This is a genomic window from Shewanella aestuarii (genome assembly GCF_014647215.1).
Taxonomy (GTDB): domain Bacteria; phylum Pseudomonadota; class Gammaproteobacteria; order Enterobacterales; family Shewanellaceae; genus Shewanella; species Shewanella aestuarii.
In genome coordinates, this window is record NZ_BMOT01000001.1 from 785,107 (window position 1) to 806,163 (window position 21,057).

Consider the following 21,057-nt stretch of genomic DNA (forward strand, 5'->3'; position numbering starts at 1 on the left):
TATTTAGAATCACGTTGATTCCTCTTAACCCGAGTTGAGATTAACTAATAATATTCCTACACATTTTAAGGTTGGCAGCATGAAACAGAAAATCCTCTTTATCGACCGAGATGGCACATTAGTCGAAGAGCCTGCAATTGATAAACAACTCGACAGCCTAGCCAAGCTAGTGTTTGAACCACAGGTAATCCCCGCGTTATTAAAACTGCAAAAAGCTGGTTTTAGACTGGTAATGGTGAGTAATCAAGATGGTTTAGGCACACCGTCATTCCCGAAAGATGACTTTGATGCTCCGCATAATATGATGATGCAAATTTTTGAAAGCCAAGGGGTAACCTTTGATGATGTTGTCATTTGCCCGCATTTTAATGATGAAAACTGTAGTTGTCGCAAACCGAAACTTGGCCTAGTTAAACGCTATTTAACTGAAGGTAGAGTGGATTTTACCGAGTCAGCAGTCATTGGCGACCGCATCACAGATGTAGAGCTTGCAAATGCTATGGGCATAAAAAGCTTTCAATATGATCGTCAAAATCTAGATTGGGACAGCATTTGTGAGGCGTTATTAAGTAAAGGCCGCCAAGCGACAGTTGTTCGCACCACTAAAGAAACTGACATTAAAGTCACCATTGATTTAGACAATCAATCTAAAGGGAAAATTGAAACAGGCATTGGATTTTTTGATCACATGCTTGACCAAATTCAAACCCACGGCAACTTTAAAATGGACGTACATGTTGATGGTGATCTTGAAATTGATGACCATCACAGCGTAGAAGACACCGCGTTAGCTATTGGCGATGCGATTCGCCAAGCTTTAGGCGACAAACGAGGCATTGCGCGTTTTGGTTTTAGTTTGCCAATGGATGAGGCTAATGGCGAATGCTTGATGGATATTTCTGGGCGTCCATTTATCAAATTCAATGCCGATTTTGAGCGTGAGATGGTTGGCGAAATGGCCACTGAAATGGTGCCGCACTTTTTCCGCTCATTTGCTGATGGACTACGCTGCACCTTGCACATTAGCTCGCAAGGTGACAACGACCATCATAAAGTTGAAGCCTTGTTTAAAGTATTAGGCCGTACACTGCGTCAAGCAGTGAAAGTAGAAGGCGACATTTTACCTTCCAGTAAAGGCGTGTTGTAAGGAGTTAACGTGACAGATTTAGCGGTTTCTTCAATGAACAACAATGATGATCTTACCGTGATTATCGATACAGGTTGTGCCAATTTAAACTCGGTGCGCTTTGCCTTTGAACGGTTGAATGCCAACATCAAGGTAACTGATGATTTTGATGTTATTCGTAGCGCCGCCAGAGTAGTACTGCCTGGCGTTGGCACAGCAGGTGCTGCAATGGCGGGGTTACAACAAAAGGGCTTAGTCGATTTAATATGCAGTTTAACCCAGCCAGTAATGGGTGTGTGTCTAGGCATGCAAATGCTGGCTTCTGTGTCTAATGAACATGGTGGACGCGATAGCAAAGCTATTAATTGTTTAGGATTAGTCCCCACTGACATTGGCGATTTAGACAGTAAAGGACTGCCTCTTCCGCATATGGGCTGGAACCAGATAAACGTGAGCGACCATCCTTTATTTGAAGGTATTGAAGACGGAAGTTACGTGTACTTTGTTCATGGCTACCGTGCCCCCATTAGCGAATATACCCTAGCCAGTTGCACCTATGGTGAAAACTTCAGTGCAGCTATCGGTAAAGGTAACTTTTTTGGGGTGCAGTTTCACCCAGAAAAAAGCGCTGCCGTAGGCGCAAAAATTTTACAAAACTTTTTAAATATGGGGAAAGCACAATGATCATTCCAGCAATTGATTTAATTGATGGTCAAGTGGTGCGTTTATACCAGGGCGATTATCAACAAAAAACCACATTCGATTTAAGCCCCCTCGCCCAACTGCAATCATACCAAGCTCAAGGCGCTAAGTTGCTTCATATTGTTGACTTAACAGGCGCTAAAGATCCTGCTAAACGTCAGATAACCTTAATTGGTGAGTTAGTGGCAGGATTAACCACAGATATACAAGTGGGTGGCGGCATTCGCAGCGAAGAACAAGTCAAAGAGCTATTAGCATTAGGCGTAAAACGGGTAGTCATTGGATCTTTAGCGGTAAAAGAGCCTGAACTGGTTAAAAGTTGGTTTGTTAAATATGGCAGTGATGCGATTTGTTTAGCATTGGATGTCAACATCAATGCCGCTGGCGAAAAAATAGTTGCCGTGTCGGGATGGCAGACTGGTGGAGGTAAATCGTTAGAGTCATTAGTGGCTGAATATCAAACGGTAGGATTGCAACATGCCTTAGTGACCGATATTAGTCGCGACGGCACCTTACAAGGTGCTAATACTGATTTATATCAGGAGCTAAGCACTGCCTACCCCAAAATTAGTTGGCAAGCATCCGGCGGTATTGCCAGCCTTGATGATGTGGCTGCGGTGCGTGATAGTAAAGCCAATGGCATTATTATTGGCAAAGCGTTACTGATTAACAACTTTTCCGTCAAGGAGGCTATCTCATGTTGGCCAAACGCATAGTACCTTGTCTTGATGTCCGTGAAGGTAAAGTAGTAAAAGGCGTTCAATTTCGCGACCACGAAATTGTCGGTGACATCGTCCCCTTGGCTGCGCGTTATGCGGCCGAAGGTGCTGATGAGTTAGTCTTTTATGACATTACCGCCAGTGCTCACGACAGAGTCATCGACAAGTCTTGGGTGAGTCGCGTAGCTGAACAAATTGACATTCCATTTTGCGTTGCCGGTGGAATTAAAACCATCGAACAAGCTCGTGAAAAGCTGGCTTTTGGTGCCGACAAGATATCAATCAATTCACCTGCACTGTCAGACCCTAGCCTTATTTCACGTTTACAGGACGAGTTTGGTCGCCAATGCATTGTGATTGGTATCGACTCCTTCTACGATGCCGTAACGAACAGCTATAAAGTAAAACAATTTACGGGTGATGAGGCTGCCACTAAGGATACCCAATGGTTTACCCAGGATTGGGTTGAAGAGGTCCAAAAACGCGGCTGTGGAGAAATAGTATTAAATGTGATGAATCAAGATGGTGTGCGTGGCGGTTATGATATCAAGCAATTAAGTATGGTTCGCGCGATATGTGATGTGCCTTTGATTGCATCCGGTGGTGCTGGCACCATGGCACACTTTAAAGAGGTATTTGAACTCGCTCACGTCGATGCGGCTTTAGCTGCCAGTGTTTTTCATAAAGGCATTATCGATATTGGTGAATTAAAACAGTATCTACACAGCCAAAACATTGCAATTCGACTGTAATCAGTATCAAACATAAGAGAGTCAAGATGACACAAATAACATTTGATAGTGCAAGCCTAGCCTGGGACAAACAAGACGGATTAATCCCCGCTGTGGTACAAAATCACTTAACTGGCAAAGTGCTCATGCTAGGTTATATGGATAAAGCCGCGCTTGAAAAAACCTTAACCAGTCAAAATGTCACGTTTTTCAGTCGTTCTAAACAACGTTTATGGACTAAAGGCGAAACCTCTGGCAATACGTTGCAGCTAATCGCGATTGATAAAGACTGTGATAATGACAGCTTGTTGGTGCAAGTGATCCCTAACGGCCCTACATGTCACACAGGCACAGAAAGTTGCTGGCCTGATGGCAATGCACATACTTTTATCGATAATCTCACCAAGGTGATTATTTCGCGTAAAGGACAAAGTGCAGATTCAAGCTATACGGCATCCTTGTTTGAGCGTGGTACTAAACGTATTGCTCAAAAAGTCGGTGAAGAAGGTTTGGAGACGGCCCTCGCCGCGGCAACCCACGATAAAGAAGAATTGGTTAACGAGGCTTCTGATCTTATGTATCACTTAATCGTGCTATTAGAAGATCAAGGTTTGTCGATGGCAGATATTAATCAAAACTTACTTGATAGACATACAAAAGCGATAAAGTAACCCCAATTCAAATATAGCAACATGAAAACAAAAACATTCCAGACGATAAGTACGGCTGGAATGTTTTTATGTAAATCTCGGTTCACCCTGCTATAAATTCAGTGAACAAATACGTTATCAAGTCGATGCTAAGGATTTGCGAACTGAGTCAAAGCACATTTTTTAATGACTTAACTCAGCTGCCAACTCAACTTATTAATTTTTATCGCTATGATTTATGGTCAAATTACCATCAAGATGAATATCTCTTTGAGGGTAAGCAATACAAATATCATTTTGATTGAATAAATCATAAATTCTAAAACGTATTTCACTGCGGCGACGGCGAATGTCGGTTTCAGATACCGCATTGACCCAAAACACCATATCAAAAATAAGTGCATTATCACCAAAATCTTCAAACAGAACGATAGGTTTAGGGTGTGGCAAAATATCATCACGTTCATCTAAGACCTGAAATAATAACTTCTGCACCAACAGTACATCTGAGCCATACGCCACACCGACACGCACAAAGGTACGAGCATTCTTATCAATTAGCGTCCAGTTAGTGACTGTGTTTTCCAGCAGCTGGCTGTTTGGCACTAGCATGTGTACTCCGTCATTTCGACGGATTAAGGTTGAACGAGTATTAATGCACTCAACTACACCTCTGGCATCGCCGACTTCTAAAAAGTCACCAATCCGGATCGGGCGCTCCCACATTAAAATCCAACCAGAAATAAAGTTGTTAATAATGTTCTGTGCGCCAAAACCGACACCTATGGCGATCGCACCAGATACAAATGCAAATGCGGTAAGGGGGATATTTAAAATATCCATACTGGTAATCGCCAAGATGGCAATCATCAATACCAAATACATGCGTGAGAATAAATGTACGGCATCTGCGCTAACATTACGCTTTTTAAGCGCCCGCACAATCACCTTACCTAATCGAGTAACAATCAACCACGTTAAGAATATATAAAGCGGTACTTGAATGATTTGTAATAAGGTTATTGGCCGATTGTCGTAGGTGTATACCACAAACGATAATGCGGAAAGTAAATCGTTAAATTCCATTAAGGTGTTCCCTTAGTTTTATTCTCATTTTACAAATATAAGTTTAGTAGAATTCGACCTCGCCGGGAGGACGGGTTTTTAATATCTTTAAAAACCACATGTATTGCTCAGGGTAAGCATTAATCACCTGCTCAACAATCTGATTAAGCACTATTGATTCATCTTCTTTTGTGACTATGGTGTCAGGATCGATAGGCGCTGAGATAGTGGCATTAAATACCCGGGCTTTTTTATCATAACCAATACGCACAGCCATTACTTTAGCATTACCCGCTTTAGCCAAACGACCCACTACCGGAAGCGTTGCTTTTTGAGTGCTAAAAAATGGCGCAAATACACTTTGATCTGGGCCTAAGTCTTCATCGGGCAAATAAAAGAAACTATTATCATTTTTCAATTCAGAAATTAGCGCTCTTATACCCGCTTCTCGCATATAAACTCGACCGCCCTGACTGCTTCGTAAACGGTTACTTAACCAATTAAACAAACTATTACGATGTGCTTTTGCCATAGTGACCATGGGGATCTCCATGTTCACCCTGAGGCCTGCATACTCTAGTGGCCAAACGTGTGGCATGATAAAAATAATCGGGTGACCGGCTTCTCTAGCAGCATTAACATGGTTCAAACCATGCAATTGTACCCGGCGCCGAATATGTGCATCAGAGCGGAATAATAACTCAGCTTGAGACAGCAAGGTTAACACAAACGCCTCGACATTTTGTTCAACTAAACGCGCTACTTCAGCATCCGTTAATGCTGGAAAACATTTTCTAATATTAATTGTTGCGATGTTGATGGGTTTAGTTGCAACTCGCATAACTAACTTAGCCAATAGCCTGGTTATAGGATCTCGGATGGCAGCAGGCAAAATGCCAAATAAAAATAATATAAAAATAGCCAGCCATGTCCCCCAAAGTCGCGGATGCAATAACGCTAGGGTAAAGCGAGTATCAAAATGTTTTTGTTGTCGAGCCAAAAGAAAAACCTCATCAAAAAATTGCGACCGGATCATAGCATGCAAAATTAGAACGGCAAATTTCAAAAAAAAAGCCACTCTACCTGAGTGGCTCTTTCATTTTTTTACATAAAGCAGATAAGCTTAATTCAGCTTGTGAATTTATTTCTTGCCAGCGTTAGCGGCTTCTACTCGTGCTTTTAACTTTTGTCCAGGACGGAAAGTCACAACACGGCGCGCAGAAATTGGAATATCTTCACCAGTTTTCGGGTTCCTTCCCGGTCTTTGATTCTTGTCCCTAAGGTCGAAGTTGCCAAAACCAGATAACTTGACCTGCTCACCATTTTCGAGTGCTTCACGAATTTCTTCAAAGAAAGACTCCACCATCTCTTTAGCCACACGCTTATTAATGCCAAGTGTTTCAAATAGATGTTCTGCCATTTCGGCTTTGGTAAGTGCCATACTTTAATCCCTCAACGATGCGTTGAACTCGGTCTTCAGAGCAGAAATTACAGCGTCCATGGTCGCGGTAATGTCTTTTTCTTCAAGCGTACGAGTAGTGTCTTGTAACGTAAGTGCGATTGCCAAGCTCTTTTTGCCGGGTTCTACACCTTTGCCTAGGTATACATCGAACAAGTTTAAGCCAACCAACTGATTTTCGCCAACTTTTCTTATCAAATTAATAACATCAATTGCAGATACATTATTATCTACAACTACGGCGATATCACGTCGATTAGCTGGAAACTTAGATACAGCTTGGGCTAGCGGCAAACTGGCATGTAATAAAGCGTCCAGTTCTAACTCAAAAACGATTGTTTTACCATTAAGTCCAAAAGGCTTCTCCAAGCTAGGATGGATAGCACCTATATGACCAATGACTCGATTATTTCTTAATATTTCAGCACATTGTCCTGGATGCAGCGCAGGATGTGTTGCTGCTTTAAAACTAAATTCAGAAGCGGCAACTGTCAAGCCGATTATTGCTTCTAAATCACCTTTTAAATCAAAGAAGTCGACAGTTTTCGATTCCATTGACCAATGTTCATCATTCTGAACCCCTGAGATCACCGCGCCAATCATAGCTTGTTGACGAACACCAGCATCGGCATTTGCATCAGGAATAAAACGTAAACCCGTTTCAAATAAGCGTACACGGCCTTGCTGACGACTCTGGTTATAACCCACTGCAGTCAATAAACCGGTAAACATAGACAAACGCATTGACGACATTTCCGTCGAAATTGGATTTGGCAAAATCATGGTTTCTTGTTCAGGGTGAACAAGGGCTTGCATTTTAGGATCAACAAAACTGTAAGTAATTGCTTCTTGGAACCCACGCGCCACTAACATGTTACGAACACGCTTAAGTGGAATGTTTGATTCTTTGTGATCAGACATATTTAATGCAGCTTGTGGCGCTGTATTTGGAATATTGTCATACCCGTAGATGCGAGCAACTTCTTCAATCAAATCTTCTTCGATTGCCATATCAAAACGGTAAGTTGCAGTTGTCACAGCCCAATCAGTGTTGCTTGCTGTTACGCTAAACCCCAAACACGTCAGAATTTCCACTACATCAGCATCAGGAATAACATGGCCTAATGTTTTATCTAATTTGCTACGACGTAATAAAATGTTAGCAGGTTGCGGTAAATGCTCGCTTGCAAGCGCTTCGATGACTTGACCCGCTTCGCCACCACAGATGTCTAATACAAGACGGGTAGCACGGTCCATTACCTTGTGTTGTAGCTGTGGATCTACACCACGCTCAAAACGATGTGAAGCGTCTGTGTGTAAGCCTAAGCGACGAGATTTACCCATGATAGCTAGCGGAGCGAAGAAAGCACATTCTAAAAGAATATCTTTGGTTGTGTCACTGACTCCGGTTGCTTCGCCACCAAACACACCCGCTAATGCAATGGCTTGTTTATCATCAGCAATCACTAAGGTATCGCTAGGTACGGTAATCTCATTGCCATCCAGTAAGGTCAGCTTTTCAACACCATCAGCTAAACGCACATTGATACCGCCATTAAGCGTATTCAAATCAAACGCGTGCATTGGCTGACCAAATTCAATCAACACAAAATTGGTGATGTCGACGATTGGATCAATTGAGCGAATACCGCTACGACGCAATTTCTCTTGCATCCATAATGGCGTTTCAGCTTTAACATTGATGTTTTTAACCACACGGCCTAAATAACGTGGACAGGCTGCTTTAGCATCAACATTTATGGCAATAGGCGCTTCAATCGTCGCTTCAACGGCTTGCCATGTTGGCTCAACAACCGCTTGACGATTCAATACACCCACTTCACGAGCAAGACCAGCCATACCCAAACAATCAGCACGGTTAGCCGTAAGATCGACATCAATCACGGCATCATCTAAATCTAAAAACTCACGTACACTTTGACCAATTGGAGCATCTAGTGGTAATTCAATTATGCCGTCACTTTCGATATCTATGCCAAGTTCAGAATATGAACACAGCATACCGAATGAAGGTTGACCACGTAATTTAGCTTTCTTAATTTTAAAGTCACCAGGCAGCACAGCGCCAACCATAGCAACAGCCACTTTTAGTCCTAAACGACAATTGGGCGCACCACACACAATATCAATCAGCTCGGCTTCACCGACATTGATTTTAGTTACACGTAATTTGTCTGCATCTGGATGCTGACCACACTCAACAACTTCACCCACTATCACGCCACTAAAATCAGCAGCAACTGGGTCGACACCGTCTACTTCAAGACCGGCCATAGTAATTTGGTGTGATAATTCGTCACGACTTACAGATGGGTTAACCCACTCACGAAGCCAAGATTCACTGAATTTCATCTAATATTGCTCCGTTATTTAAATTGCTTAAGGAAACGTAAATCGTTTTCAAAGAAGGCGCGTAAATCATTTACGCCGTAACGCAACATGGTCAAACGCTCAACGCCCATACCAAAAGCAAATCCGGAGTATTTCTCAGGATCAATCCCTACACTGCGAAGCACATTAGGATGAACCATACCGCAACCTAATACTTCTAACCACTTGCCATTTTTACCCATAACATCGACTTCAGCTGAAGGCTCTGTGAATGGGAAATAAGATGGACGGAAGCGAACTTGTAAATCTTCTTCGAAAAAGTTACGTAAGAAATCATGTAAAATGCCCTTTAATTCAGCAAAGTTTACATTTTCAGCAACCATGAGTCCTTCCACTTGATGGAACATAGGTGTGTGGGTCTGATCGTAGTCATTACGATAAACACGACCTGGAGAAATAATGCGCAATGGTGGTTGCTCATGCTCCATGGTACGAATTTGCACACCAGAAGTTTGAGTACGTAACATGACCTTTGGATTAAAGTAAAACGTATCATGATCAGCACGGGCTGGATGGTGTTCTGAAATATTTAGCGCATCAAAGTTATGGAAGTCATCTTCAATCTCTGGGCCGTCTTTGACTGTAAAGCCCAACTCACCAAAAAAGGTTTCGATACGTTCAATCGTTCGGGTTACAGGATGCAAACCACCATTATCAATAGTACGGCCAGGTAAAGTCACATCAATTTGCTCGGCAGCTAGTTTAGCTTCAAGTTCAGATGCCTTAAGACCCTCTATACGATCAGATAACTTCTGCTGTACAGCTTGCTTGGCTTGGTTGACGGCTTGTCCAAAGGCAGGTTTTTCTTCTGCACTTAATTGGCCCATCATTTTCATCATGTCAGTGATTTTACCTTTCTTACCAAGGTAATCGACACGGATATCATCCAATGCCTTTAGATCACTGGCCTGCTCTATCACCGCTAAGGCTTGTTCTACGATCTCTGTTAACTGCTGCATTTATTCATCCACTGCATCTGGGCATTACTAATGCGATTTTTACCATCATGTTTGAAGGTAAGACGTCAAAATACCCTTTAAGCTGGCTTAAGTGATATTTTTCGTTCAATTAAAATAAAAGAGACAAATTTTACGTTAGCAGCCAACAGATTACTAGACCTATTTAGACACTTATAAGCGGTTTTAGTCAGCTAACTCTAATATTGATTAACGATACTTTTGAAATGCAAAATATTTGCGGCTAATACTGGCAACCATATTTGGTGGAGCAAACGCAAAACTACGAGTACACTCAATCAATATCTACGTAAATACAATTTATTGGTTTATTAATTAAGCAAATGTGCTCAACCTTGATTTTTAAGCTAAAGTTAATCAAACCGATACCGATAGATTGATATCTTGTCTAGGCTAAATACCAAGCCCAATACTATAAGAGGCACGAATGAAAGAAGTAAAATTTAGATGGATAGACCAGTATCTTATCCATATGACTTTAAAAACAAAATTTAGTATTTTAGCTATAGTTCCTATGTTGATGATAATTGGATTAACCATATTTCTAAATCACCAACATGCAAATAACTTAATTTCTAACAATATTCAGAATCAACTGCAATTCATCACTCAGGCCAATCACTATTTAGATAATGCTTACGACCTAATCGATGAAAGCAAAAAAGATGATTTAAATAGTCAACTGTCTAACACTAGCCAATTATTGACTGTTGATAGCCTTGATAGTCAACTTCGTAATTTGGCTCAACAAGGTGGTGGAGTTGATATTCAAGGCAATAGAATTCGTATTGTAAGTGGTGTGAACAGCCATGACAGAGTGATTGTCAGTGAACTGACCCCAAACCAGCTAATTAAAGACGATAGTAATACCACTGCAGCCTATGCTGTTATGGTGGTTTTACTCATTGTACTTTTTGCTTTTGCTTATTATATTTCGACGTTTGTTGGTGGTGCCTTATACACCACAGTTATGGCATTGAAACGTGCGGCCAATGGCGATTTAACAGGCAGACTAAACTTTTTCGAAGTAAAAGATGAATTTAGTATCTTAGCAATCAGCATTGATGCATTAGTTGAGCGTCAGCACACATTAGTGAAGCAAATCACTCAAGCAACAGATCAAATTCGCACCGTTGTTTCAGGCTTCAGATCAACCGCTCAGGAAGGTCAATCGATGGCGGTTAACCAGCGCCAGCATTTAGATTCATTGGCCACAGCAATGGAAGAGATGACTGCAGCAGTAAAAGAAGTGGCTAGAAACGCTGAGCAATCATCAAGTGAAACAGAAGAAACCAATAGCCAGGTCTCTGCTGGCTCAAAAGACATTGAAACCACAGTGCATGCGATTGATGTTTTAGCGAATGAAATTGGTCAAGCTTCAAATGCTGTTGGTGTATTAAATGATAATGCCAGCAAAATTGATGCTGTAGTGACGACCATTAATGCTATTTCTGAGCAAACAAACCTATTAGCACTAAACGCAGCTATTGAGGCCGCGCGTGCTGGAGAGCAAGGCCGAGGCTTTGCTGTGGTTGCAGATGAGGTGCGTACATTAGCAGGCAGAACACAATCTGCTACAGTCGAAATCAAAACCATGATTGAAGCACTGCAATCTGGAACCCGTAATCTGACTCAATTAATGTCACGTACGGTTGAACAAGCATCTGAGGGTAAGAAACACGTATTACAAACGGGTGAGGACTTAGTGAATATTGCTCATCACAGTAATCGCGTCCTTGAAATGAGTGTGTTAATCGCAACTTCTGCTGACGAGCAATCGGCAGTAGCGAATGAAATCGCTACCAATTTAATGGAAATTCGTAATCAATCACACAATGTCGAAAAATCGGCAAATCAATCTGTATCCGGCTGCGATGAATTACATGCAACGGCAGAGCAACTTGATCAGTTATTAGTTGGATTAAAACTCTAATGACACCGATGTGTTAGTGACATCAAAGGCGCTTAGGCGCCTTTTTTATATATCAAATATGTCCTTTGCCGATTCTGATAATTATCCGCTCATTTAACACAAGTCATGCGGTTTTTTCCAGTCATTCAATAAAGTCATATTTACTCTAGACAAAGGGATTGAGGTTACCTTGCTTTCTGTACATTTGGGCTCAACAACACGCTATAAAGTCTGTTACAAGCAGATAAATCCGCCAAGCGAAACTGCTGATCATGCGGTTAATTCCTGTGTTGCCTGCTTTGATTTGCAAGACCTCTATTATTATTTCAACAATTGGTTTCGATATGAAATTCTGCGTGACTGGCTAGTCAAAAATAAATGGCATTGACGTCACAGCTTCATAAATAAAAGTATAGCTAACTGCCGCTCAGCATAATGAATGTATATCAAACTCCCCTTTGAACCTCTGATAGTATTTTATTGAAATATGAATAGTTTCATTAAGCTAACAATAGATAAAGCAACCGCTTTGTTTGCCAAAGTTGGACTAGCAGCGCACGAATATTGAGTACTTCCACTTACTTGATTCATTCATCGGCCTTATTTAAAGTTAAATAAGGCTCCGGTTTAACCAATAAAAAAGCCTTAATGTTTCCATTAAGGCTTGAACTCGTTTATTGAGTGATAATTATTTTTTCGAAACATCGACCATGTAATGGCCTTGTAACCAGTTACGGCCGATTAATAATTTATGACCCATTTTAGAGCGGTCTTTTAAATTCACATCGACTTGAAACTCTTGACCTGGCTCACCGACACTTAAGCGAACCATGTAACGAATTTCAGTACCTTGAGCATTTCGAATAAGTGATGTACCACGAATTTTAGTGCGGATATCAACTTTTTTACCTTTTTCATTCTCAGTGGTAAAAGTGATCATTTTACCGATATTATTTTCCATATCGGTTTTGTCTTCTTTTTCGATGCGCAAGTTCACTGCATGCAGTGAATTCTCAACGGCGCCAGTATCAATACGTGTGTTGTATATTAAATCGGCCTGCTTAATATTCAACTTGGCAATCGGACCTATTGTTTTCTTTTCAGATACATCGACTATGTAGTCTTTTTTAAGGAAATTACGCCCCACTAATAATTTAAAATCCATGTGGCTGCGGTCGCGTAAGTTAACGTGTACTTTTTTTAATGCATCTGGAAACCCAATTTCAAGATTAACCATGTATCGGGTTTCTGTTCCTTGGGAGTTTTTTACCGTTGAAGTACTGACAATTTCAGCCTTCATGCGTTTCTTTTCGCCTTTCTCATTTTCTGTTGTGAACTCAACAATTTTACCAATATTTTGCTTCATCTTCTTGGCTGCGCCACCAATGATGGTTAGATCAACAGCGTGTAAGGAAGAATTAACTGCCCCAGTATCCATACGAGCGTGATACATCAAACCAGACTTTTCGACTGTCATGATTTCAGTTTGCTTTAAAATCTGCTTATCTGCAGCATGAGCTACGGTCAAACTTAAACACAAAACAACAGATAAAATAATGCTTTTCAACATGTTTTTTCCTAAAAATGGATATTGAGGGTATGGATAGTTAACGCAATATATGATCAATTTCTTGATCAAATAAATTTTTGATTAAGCCTGAAAACTCAGCAATAAAAATGCTTTGTTCTGGCGTGGCCTTTTGATTTGCAACCTTAGCTAAAATTTCTTCTAAGTCATAAACTATTGCATCAATTTCACGGATCACCATGTTGCGCTGAGCAAATGATAATTGAGGGTTTTGACCACACACCATAATAATTTGAGCGGATAATTGCTCCTCAAATAATTCTAAAACAGTTTCAGACACTAAAGCATCGTTTTCAGGCGTTTCAAACAAACCTAAATGTTCAGTTAAATACTGAATTAAATGCATGTAACCATCTTTATCTGTAACCATTTGAGCTCCGGAGACTTTGTTGGTGATGTCTGTTTATAATTTTAGGTATTCATAAGATTATGAATACCTAAACCTCAATCACCCATAGTATAGGTTCTTATTACGGGCACTATTGCGATAAGGTTATCACAAATGACACCGGCACTGCTAAACTGATACTGGTTAATCCAGCAATATCACGTAACTTTTCAACACCTGTGGCAAGGTCAAAATCGCCCGCTTGTATCACCACGGGGGTTAAACTTGTCACAACCATTTTCTTTGCTGATAATTTAGCAACTAATACGTTAAACGTTTTAGTTTGTTTTTTACCATGCAGTGCAATTTCACCATCAACCTGTAACGTCATTACTTCACCGATCTGTAAATCAGCTAATAATTGGGGGTTAACTTTGGCACTAAGGGTTAACTTTGGAAATTGAGCCACTTCAAACAGTAACCCTTGCATCCTTTCATCTCGAATCAAAATGCCAGTGTCGACACTGACTAAATCAATTGCTAGTGAAAAATTACCTGCGTCTGTCAGCGTCCCTTCAACTTGCTTAAAACGATGAACTTCTGCAATATCACTTTTCTTAATTGAAATAAAACTCACTGTAGACTGGTTGTTATTTATCGACCAATCGCCAGCAAGCGCAATATTCGACAACATACCGAGAGCAAGAATCGATAACCATTTTTTCATCTTAAAATCCTTTTGTATGTAAGACACATTTGATTATAGATCAGCGACGTTTAACTAACCATTTATCTAATGATTGAGCAAAGGCATGTTTATCCGCTTGGGAAAAACTATTGGGTCCTTGAGTATGAACGCCACTGCTACGCATTTCTTCCATGAAATCACGCATGGTTAATGTTTGTTTAATATTTTCAGGTGTATAAACCGTACCACGGGGATTAATCGCCAACGCCCCTTTTTCTATTGCATCTGAAGCTAAAGGTATGTCAGCGGTTATGACCAAATCGCCTTCGCTAAGTTGATCAACGATATAATTATCGGCTTCATCGAAACCTGAGTTAACACGGATCATCTTAATAAATGGTGACAAAGGCACTTTTATCATTTGGTTGGCCACTAACACGATATTAATCGATTTCCGCTCTGCTGCGCGAAACAACATTTCTTTTACCGGATTAGGACAAGCATCTGCATCAACCCATATTTTCGCTTGCATTATAGCCTCTTATTAGGGTGCTAATCGATCAATTTGCCACTGTGAATCTGGCGATTTACTATAAAGAAATCTGTCATGTAAACGGTGCTCACCGCCCTGCCAAAATTCGATACTTTGAGGACGAATAAGATAGCCTCCCCAAAACTTAGGCAATGGCACATCACCTTGAGCAAATTTTGCTTTCATTTCTGCAAATTTACCCTCTAATGCCTGACGCGCAGAAATTTTACTCGACTGTTTTGATACCCAAGCAGCGATTTGGCTATCTTTGGGTCTACTCATAAAATACTTTGCCACTTCAATCATAGATAATGGCTCCGCTTCGCCTAACACTGACACTTGGCGATCCAATGGATGCCAAGGGAAATGTAAACTCACCTTGTTGTTGAATTCGATATGGCACGCTTTGCGACTTTCAAGATTGGTAAAAAAAACAAAACCTTTATCATCAAACTTTTTAAGTAACACGATACGTTGAAATGGTTGGCCATCTTTATCGACTGTCGCAACACACATTGCTGTCGGATCAGATAAATTGGCATCTTTAGCCTGTGTTAACCAAGTTTCAAATAAATCCATAGGATTACTGGGTAAATCGGCTCTACGTAATCCACCTTGGGTATATTCGCGGCGGATATCACTTAAATCGCTCATATATGTCCTTTAATTAACTGAGTATATTTTTAGTTAAACTGGCTCAATAAATACTTTATTTAATATGACTACCTATTTGACTCAGGTTTTGACAATTTTAAAATTAGGCCTTTTACCTTATGCCCAAAGGTGCAAAATTTCTAGACCGAGTATGACTCCAGCAGTACGTGACTATCGGCTGAATCTTATGATGAGACTACCGCATCCATACCAACAAGACTCATATCACGTCAACGGCCAATAACTCTCATCGATTTGTACTGATTAAACCGCCATATACTGGTGTCTCTGTATCTAGCACATCAACTGGGCCGACACTGTTGATGTTAAATATCATTTAAAACGGCATATTACCTAGCCGTTTACGAACTATAAAAACTCAGGACTCAGCACTTCAGGGCAAAGCTGCTGATAGTGGCTGAAATGTATATTATAACCTTGCTTCACTGGATATGAGCAATGGCCTAAACAGATATTTTCTGGCATGTTTGGCCCTGCTACAACTGAGTTGAATCCGATAATATCCCAGCTTCTCGGTTGTAAAATGGCCAATAACTTCGCGGCTATATTTGATGGTGAATGGTTTAAATCCACATTGGTTTCAAAGCTGACATAGGAGCTTTTTTCTTGTGGCGTAATATGAATGGTGTAATACAAATCATCTTTAATGCCATTGATAGAAAAGCCTAGTGGTGTAAATAGATGTGCGTCATATGTGAAACCCGCAAATAGCTCATCTAATTGTAAAAGTGCATATATTTTAGATATTGATTGTTGCTCGGTGCGTAAATAGTCAGCCACTACACCGCTAATATGGTACATCAACACTTCACAGGTATTATCTTGGGCACTGATTAGGCTCACATCACCACTGGTAAAAATATAATGATGGTGGTTATCTAAATGGCCTACCCGACAGGCTGTGCCTGATACTATTTGTTTTAAGGTAGTAATATCATCAATAAAGGTTGAAGATTGTAGGTGAGCCACATATTCATTTTTCCGTTGATAGGTTAAAAATAGAATATTGTCGGTACCTAGGCTATTAATGAAATCATTAACGCTATCAATTAATGTCGATAAACCACAGGTTAAAATAACAACCTTATGATCCCAAACAAATAAACTCGATTCACTCAGCAAGTATGCATCACACTGATCATTGCTGATCTGTGACAAAATATCGGCCTTAGCTAAGCTCACCATCTTTATCCAGAAGGATTGAGGCAAAGCACGGAGCGAAGCCATTGAAGGCTCAATCCAAATTTCCGCTTTTTTTTCAGAACCTTCAAAAAACATATAAATTCTAAGTGACTCACTAGATTAAAAATAAATAAAGGCTTAGTCATTATTCATAACTAAGCCTTACTATCAATGAATTAGTCAAATATTAATTCAATAATATTTAAAAATCTTCAAGGTATGTATAACCGTCTAGACCCGCTTGCAATTCTTCTAAGATGCTTGCTCTTTCGTCTTCAGCAATATGCTGTTCAACTAACTCTTCAAATGTGCGCATAAATGCATTGGCATCTAAGTTCACATACTTGAGCACATCAGCAACGGTATCACCTTGTAATACAGAATCAATATTGGTTAAACCATCTTCATCAATACGTACAACGGCCGAATTAGTATCACCAAATAGGTTATGCATATCACCAAGAATCTCTTGGTAAGCACCCACCATGAAGAAGCCGATTAAGTAAGGGCTTTCAGCGCTCCAGGCCGGAACCGGCAGGGTTGTTTCAATACCTTGTCCATCAACGTATTGGTCGACAATACCGTCAGAGTCACAGGTAATATCAAGCATCACGGCACGACGTTCTGGTGCTTTATCTAAACCTGACAAAGGCAATACAGGGAATACCTGATCAATACCCCAAGCATCTGGTAACGATTGGAATAGAGAGAAGTTAACAAAGAATTTGTCAGCTAACTTTTCATTTAATTCATCAATTACCGGACGGTGGTAACGGTTATTATTACTTAATAAGCCTTTGACTTCGTGGCAAACGCGTAAATGTGTTTGTTCAGCCCACGCTCTGTGAGCCAAAGTAAATTGACCAACAGCGAACAAAGAGTGCGCTTCAGCGATATCACTTTGGGTATCATGATAAATTTCAATCATCGCACGCTGATCTTGACCACCACTGATCTCTAACCAAGATTGCCACATGTTGTGCAATAATTGTGGATCATCTTCAGATGGCGCTTCAATCACTTCAGGCATGTACGCTTCAGTACCAATAACGTCAGTAATCAGCACTGCATGATGTGCAGTAAGGTGACGACCTGATTCAGAAATAATACGAGGCATAGGTTGCTCATATTCATTACATAAATCAGTTAAAACGTTAACGATGTTATTTGCGTACTCATTTAAACCGTAGTTCATTGAGTTGTTGCTTTGGCTTCTGGTGCCATCGTAATCAACGGCTAAACCACCACCAACATCGAAACACTCAATTTTTGCACCTAATTGACGTAATTCACAATAGAATCGCCCTGCTTCACCAACGCCTTGGCGAATATCACGAATGTTGGCAATTTGCGAACCTAAGTGGAAATGAAGCAACTGTAAAGAGTCAAGCATATTAGTGTCTTTTAATTCTTGTAACACTTTCAACACTTGGGCTGCTGATAAACCAAATTTCGATTTTTCACCACCACTGGCCTGCCATTTACCCTTGCCCTGAAACGCTAAACGAACACGTAAACCAAGACGAGGAGTCACACCTAACTCTTGTGCTTGTTCTAATACCATTTTAAGTTCAGACATCTTTTCAAGCACGATGTAAACTTTATGGCCTAATTTTTCACCAATTAGTGCTAAGCGAATATATTCTTTATCTTTGTAGCCATTACAAACAATCACAGAGCTGGCTTTTTGCGCCATGGCCAATACAGCCATTAACTCTGGCTTACTACCGGCTTCTAAACCTAATTGCGGCACTTCTTTAGAAGTTTGGCTAGCTAGAATTTCTTCCACAACTGTTTGTTGCTGGTTAACCTTAATAGGATAAACCAACAAGTAATCATTCTGATATTCGTACTTTTGAATTGCATCATTAAATGCTTCACACAAGCTTTCTACGCGGTGATGAAGGATTTGTGGAAAACGTACTAAAACAGGCAATGATACACCCGCATTAACCATATCTTTCGCTAATGCGTTCAGTGCGATTTTATGATCTGGTTGCGATGGATTAGGTGACACTGTCACTTCTCCATCTTCACGAATACCATAAAAACCCTGGCTCCAATGAGTTACGTTATAACCCGCACGAGCATCTTCAATAGACCAATCAGACATAATTTTTTTCCGTATTTACCTTGCTGCATTGCGTTTGAAAAATGCAATAAGGCTTGTGAATAAAATCAACATAATGCTGTCGCATTATGAGATGTATAGTAGATGAAAAATGGCAATTTTTTCTAACCAGATTAAGATTATTAAATCTAGTAGATTTTTCATCTATACGTACTTTATTTGCCACTCTCGCCGCTTAGTTTTTAACAATTATAGCGGGACATTGCAAATGGTTGTCTAAGTTTGCTTAAAGCACAAATGAATACTTATAAATCATTTGTGCATAAATACTTAGGTTGATTTTTTGAGGCCATAAAGACTCATTCGTCAGTGTGTTAAACCTTAAAAGTCGACCGTTAAAAAACGGCGCAATTAAACCGCGCATTGTGCTTCATTGCAAGTAGAATTCCCCCTCAGACATAGATAAAACCCTAATACGGCTAATTTAGGCAGTGTGTTCACTATTATTGTTAAATCACTCATTAATCTAAAAAGCGTGTATACTATGCAGCAGAAAATTATTGCCCCACTCCCAGTAATCGTTTGCATTTAAAGATGCAGCTAAAGATAGAGATACACATGATACAAATCGGTAAAAGCTATTCACTCGAAATCGTTAAAGAAGTCAGTTTTGGTATTTATGTGAATGCCCATGAACTGGGCCAAGTGTTAGTCCCGAAAAAATTTGTACCTAAGCAATATGAAGTAGGACAATCTATTGATGTATTTCTATATCTTGATTCAGATGACAAAGTGATTGCAACCACCCAAAAACCATTTGCTCAAATAGGTGAGTTCGCTTATTTAAAAGTTGCCGCTATCAGTGAATATGGAGCATTTTTGGATTGGGGTCTTGATAAAGATCTATTTTTACCATTTGGTGAACAACATAAAACCATTGAAGATGGCCGTTCATACCTTGTATATGTTCATGCTAATAGAGCAGATGAACGTATTGTTGCCTCTTCAAAGGTTGATAAATTTTTAGATAAAACCCCTGCAGATTATGAAGTCGGTGAACAGGTAAATTTAATTATTGGCGGCACCACAGATTTAGGCTACAAAGCGATTATCAATAATCAGCATTGGGGCGTGATTTATGAAAACGAAGTGTTTCAGCCATTACGTTTCGGCCAAAAATTAATTGGCTTTATTAAAACATTACGCAGTGATGGCAAAATTGATCTTGTGCTACAACAGGGATCCAAACAAGAACTCGATAAACAAGCCACATTGATCATGAATAAACTAGCAAAAGCTAACGGTTTCTTACCTTTACATGACAAAACAGATGCTGACATTATTTACGCCCAATTAGGCATGAGTAAAAAAGCCTTTAAGAAATCTATCGGCGGCTTGTTTAAAGGTGGTCAAATAAAAATCGAAAAAGACGGTATTCGACTCGTTTAGTTGCTCAAAAATCGCATATTGTTCACGACATAACCGATTACATTGATATCGTTGTTAAAACAAGCATGAGGATGATATAACATCCCCATGCTTTTTTATTTAAGGATCACCATCAATGGAATTAAATGCATTAGAAGCCAGAGTCATCGGCTGTTTGATGGAAAAAGAAATCACCACACCTGAACAATATCCACTATCGCTCAATTCTCTTACCTTAGCCTGTAATCAAAAAAGCAGTCGAGATCCAGTGATGTCACTCACTGAGTCTGAAGTTCAAATCATCATTGATGGCTTAGCTAAAAAAAGGCTGATAAGTGAGCAATCAGGCTTTGGCAGCAGAGTCATCAAATATAAACATCGTTTTTGTAACACTGAATTTAGTGATTTAAAACTTACCCCCGCTCAATATGCTCTGTGCTGTGTGTTATTACTTCGAGGCGCGCAAACGCCAGGTGAGCTAAAAACACGTACAAACCGCTTATTTGAATTTGCAGATGTGACTCAAGTAGAGGCTTTATTACTTGAGCTAGTTAAACAAGACAAAGCTTTTGTGGCTCAATTAGCCAGAGAAGCCGGCAAACGTGATTGTCGCTATATTGAATTATTTAGCACTTCGATTGAAGACCATCAAGCAAACTCAGTCAGCAACTTAGATGTTTCAGCGCAATCGCAACAATCATTTACTGCTAATCAAAAGATAGCCGAATTAGAGCAAAGAATAGAATCACTTGAGCAAAAGTTAGCTTCTCTTGAGGCGTTGATGTCTTAAGACGTTAACTCATTTTTGGCTT

At 40.1% G+C, this 21,057-nt stretch carries 20 protein-coding genes; 8 read left to right on the forward strand and 12 right to left on the reverse strand.

Annotated features, from left to right (window positions below):
• Positions 1-79: 79 nt before the first annotated feature.
• The 5 genes from hisB to hisIE are packed head-to-tail and all read left to right on the forward strand — an operon-like array spanning position 80 to position 3,949.
• A complete protein-coding gene (gene hisB, locus IEY03_RS03405; protein WP_188839911.1) occupies positions 80-1,147 on the forward strand; it encodes a bifunctional histidinol-phosphatase/imidazoleglycerol-phosphate dehydratase HisB in 1,068 nt (355 codons plus the stop codon).
• Between the two features lie 33 nt (positions 1,148-1,180).
• Positions 1,181-1,810, forward strand: coding sequence for an imidazole glycerol phosphate synthase subunit HisH (gene hisH / locus IEY03_RS03410; RefSeq protein ID WP_188840035.1), 630 nt, complete (start codon positions 1,181-1,183; stop codon positions 1,808-1,810).
• Positions 1,807-2,544 (forward strand): 1-(5-phosphoribosyl)-5-[(5-phosphoribosylamino)methylideneamino]imidazole-4-carboxamide isomerase, encoded by a 738-nt coding sequence (hisA, locus tag IEY03_RS03415; protein ID WP_188839912.1) that lies wholly within the window; start codon positions 1,807-1,809, stop codon positions 2,542-2,544. The genes hisH and hisA overlap by 4 nt, the downstream gene beginning before the upstream one ends.
• A complete protein-coding gene (hisF, locus tag IEY03_RS03420) occupies positions 2,526-3,299 on the forward strand; it encodes an imidazole glycerol phosphate synthase subunit HisF (protein WP_188839913.1) in 774 nt (257 codons plus the stop codon). The genes hisA and hisF overlap by 19 nt, the downstream gene beginning before the upstream one ends.
• Before the next feature lie 26 nt (positions 3,300-3,325).
• Complete coding sequence (gene hisIE, locus IEY03_RS03425; RefSeq protein ID WP_188839914.1) at positions 3,326-3,949, forward strand: bifunctional phosphoribosyl-AMP cyclohydrolase/phosphoribosyl-ATP diphosphatase HisIE; 624 nt, start codon at positions 3,326-3,328, stop codon at positions 3,947-3,949.
• Positions 3,950-4,144: 195 nt separating this feature from the next.
• On the opposite strand, the gene IEY03_RS03430 is transcribed toward hisIE, so the two are convergent.
• From IEY03_RS03430 to pheS, 5 genes are all read right to left on the reverse strand, one after another.
• Positions 4,145-5,014 (reverse strand): mechanosensitive ion channel family protein, encoded by an 870-nt coding sequence (locus tag IEY03_RS03430; protein WP_188839915.1) that lies wholly within the window; start codon positions 5,012-5,014, stop codon positions 4,145-4,147.
• 43 nt (positions 5,015-5,057) lie between these two features.
• Complete coding sequence (lpxM, locus tag IEY03_RS03435) at positions 5,058-5,993, reverse strand: lauroyl-Kdo(2)-lipid IV(A) myristoyltransferase (protein WP_188839916.1); 936 nt, start codon at positions 5,991-5,993, stop codon at positions 5,058-5,060.
• Between the two features lie 141 nt (positions 5,994-6,134).
• The gene (gene ihfA, locus IEY03_RS03440) at positions 6,135-6,434 is read right to left on the reverse strand and encodes an integration host factor subunit alpha (protein ID WP_188839917.1); all 300 of its coding nucleotides are present in this window, start codon (positions 6,432-6,434) and stop codon (positions 6,135-6,137) included.
• Between the two features lie 3 nt (positions 6,435-6,437).
• Positions 6,438-8,825 (reverse strand): phenylalanine--tRNA ligase subunit beta, encoded by a 2,388-nt coding sequence (gene pheT / locus IEY03_RS03445; RefSeq protein ID WP_188839918.1) that lies wholly within the window; start codon positions 8,823-8,825, stop codon positions 6,438-6,440.
• 14 nt (positions 8,826-8,839) lie between these two features.
• Positions 8,840-9,823: a phenylalanine--tRNA ligase subunit alpha gene (gene pheS / locus IEY03_RS03450; protein ID WP_188839919.1), complete on the reverse strand. Its 984-nt coding sequence runs from the start codon at positions 9,821-9,823 to the stop codon at positions 8,840-8,842.
• Positions 9,824-10,268: 445 nt separating this feature from the next.
• On the opposite strand from pheS, the gene IEY03_RS03455 reads away from it, so the two are divergent.
• The gene (locus IEY03_RS03455; protein WP_188839920.1) at positions 10,269-11,774 is read left to right on the forward strand and encodes a methyl-accepting chemotaxis protein; all 1,506 of its coding nucleotides are present in this window, start codon (positions 10,269-10,271) and stop codon (positions 11,772-11,774) included.
• A gap of 667 nt (positions 11,775-12,441) precedes the next feature.
• On the opposite strand, the gene IEY03_RS03460 is transcribed toward IEY03_RS03455, so the two are convergent.
• From IEY03_RS03460 to speA, 7 genes are all read right to left on the reverse strand, one after another.
• On the reverse strand, positions 12,442-13,323 hold the full coding sequence (locus IEY03_RS03460; RefSeq protein ID WP_188839921.1) for a putative ATP-dependent zinc protease: 882 nt from the start codon (positions 13,321-13,323) through the stop codon (positions 12,442-12,444).
• A gap of 37 nt (positions 13,324-13,360) precedes the next feature.
• Positions 13,361-13,711, reverse strand: a complete 351-nt coding sequence (locus tag IEY03_RS03465; RefSeq protein WP_188839922.1) for a DUF3802 family protein — start codon at positions 13,709-13,711, stop codon at positions 13,361-13,363.
• 109 nt (positions 13,712-13,820) lie between these two features.
• Complete coding sequence (locus IEY03_RS03470) at positions 13,821-14,396, reverse strand: YceI family protein (protein ID WP_188839923.1); 576 nt, start codon at positions 14,394-14,396, stop codon at positions 13,821-13,823.
• 40 nt (positions 14,397-14,436) lie between these two features.
• Complete coding sequence (locus IEY03_RS03475; protein WP_283103308.1) at positions 14,437-14,889, reverse strand: YaiI/YqxD family protein; 453 nt, start codon at positions 14,887-14,889, stop codon at positions 14,437-14,439.
• A gap of 12 nt (positions 14,890-14,901) precedes the next feature.
• Positions 14,902-15,543 carry a pyridoxamine 5'-phosphate oxidase gene (pdxH, locus tag IEY03_RS03480; RefSeq protein ID WP_188839924.1) on the reverse strand — a complete coding sequence of 214 codons (642 nt, stop codon included), beginning with the start codon at positions 15,541-15,543 and terminating at the stop codon, positions 14,902-14,904.
• A 369-nt stretch (positions 15,544-15,912) separates the two neighbouring features.
• Complete coding sequence (locus tag IEY03_RS03485) at positions 15,913-16,842, reverse strand: adenosylmethionine decarboxylase (RefSeq protein WP_188839925.1); 930 nt, start codon at positions 16,840-16,842, stop codon at positions 15,913-15,915.
• A gap of 106 nt (positions 16,843-16,948) precedes the next feature.
• Positions 16,949-18,859, reverse strand: a complete 1,911-nt coding sequence (gene speA, locus IEY03_RS03490) for a biosynthetic arginine decarboxylase (RefSeq protein WP_188839926.1) — start codon at positions 18,857-18,859, stop codon at positions 16,949-16,951.
• Between the two features lie 576 nt (positions 18,860-19,435).
• On the opposite strand from speA, the gene IEY03_RS03495 reads away from it, so the two are divergent.
• Complete coding sequence (locus IEY03_RS03495; protein WP_188839927.1) at positions 19,436-20,266, forward strand: CvfB family protein; 831 nt, start codon at positions 19,436-19,438, stop codon at positions 20,264-20,266.
• Positions 20,267-20,381: 115 nt separating this feature from the next.
• A complete protein-coding gene (locus IEY03_RS03500; protein WP_188839928.1) occupies positions 20,382-21,035 on the forward strand; it encodes a YceH family protein in 654 nt (217 codons plus the stop codon).
• Positions 21,036-21,057 lie beyond the last annotated feature (22 nt).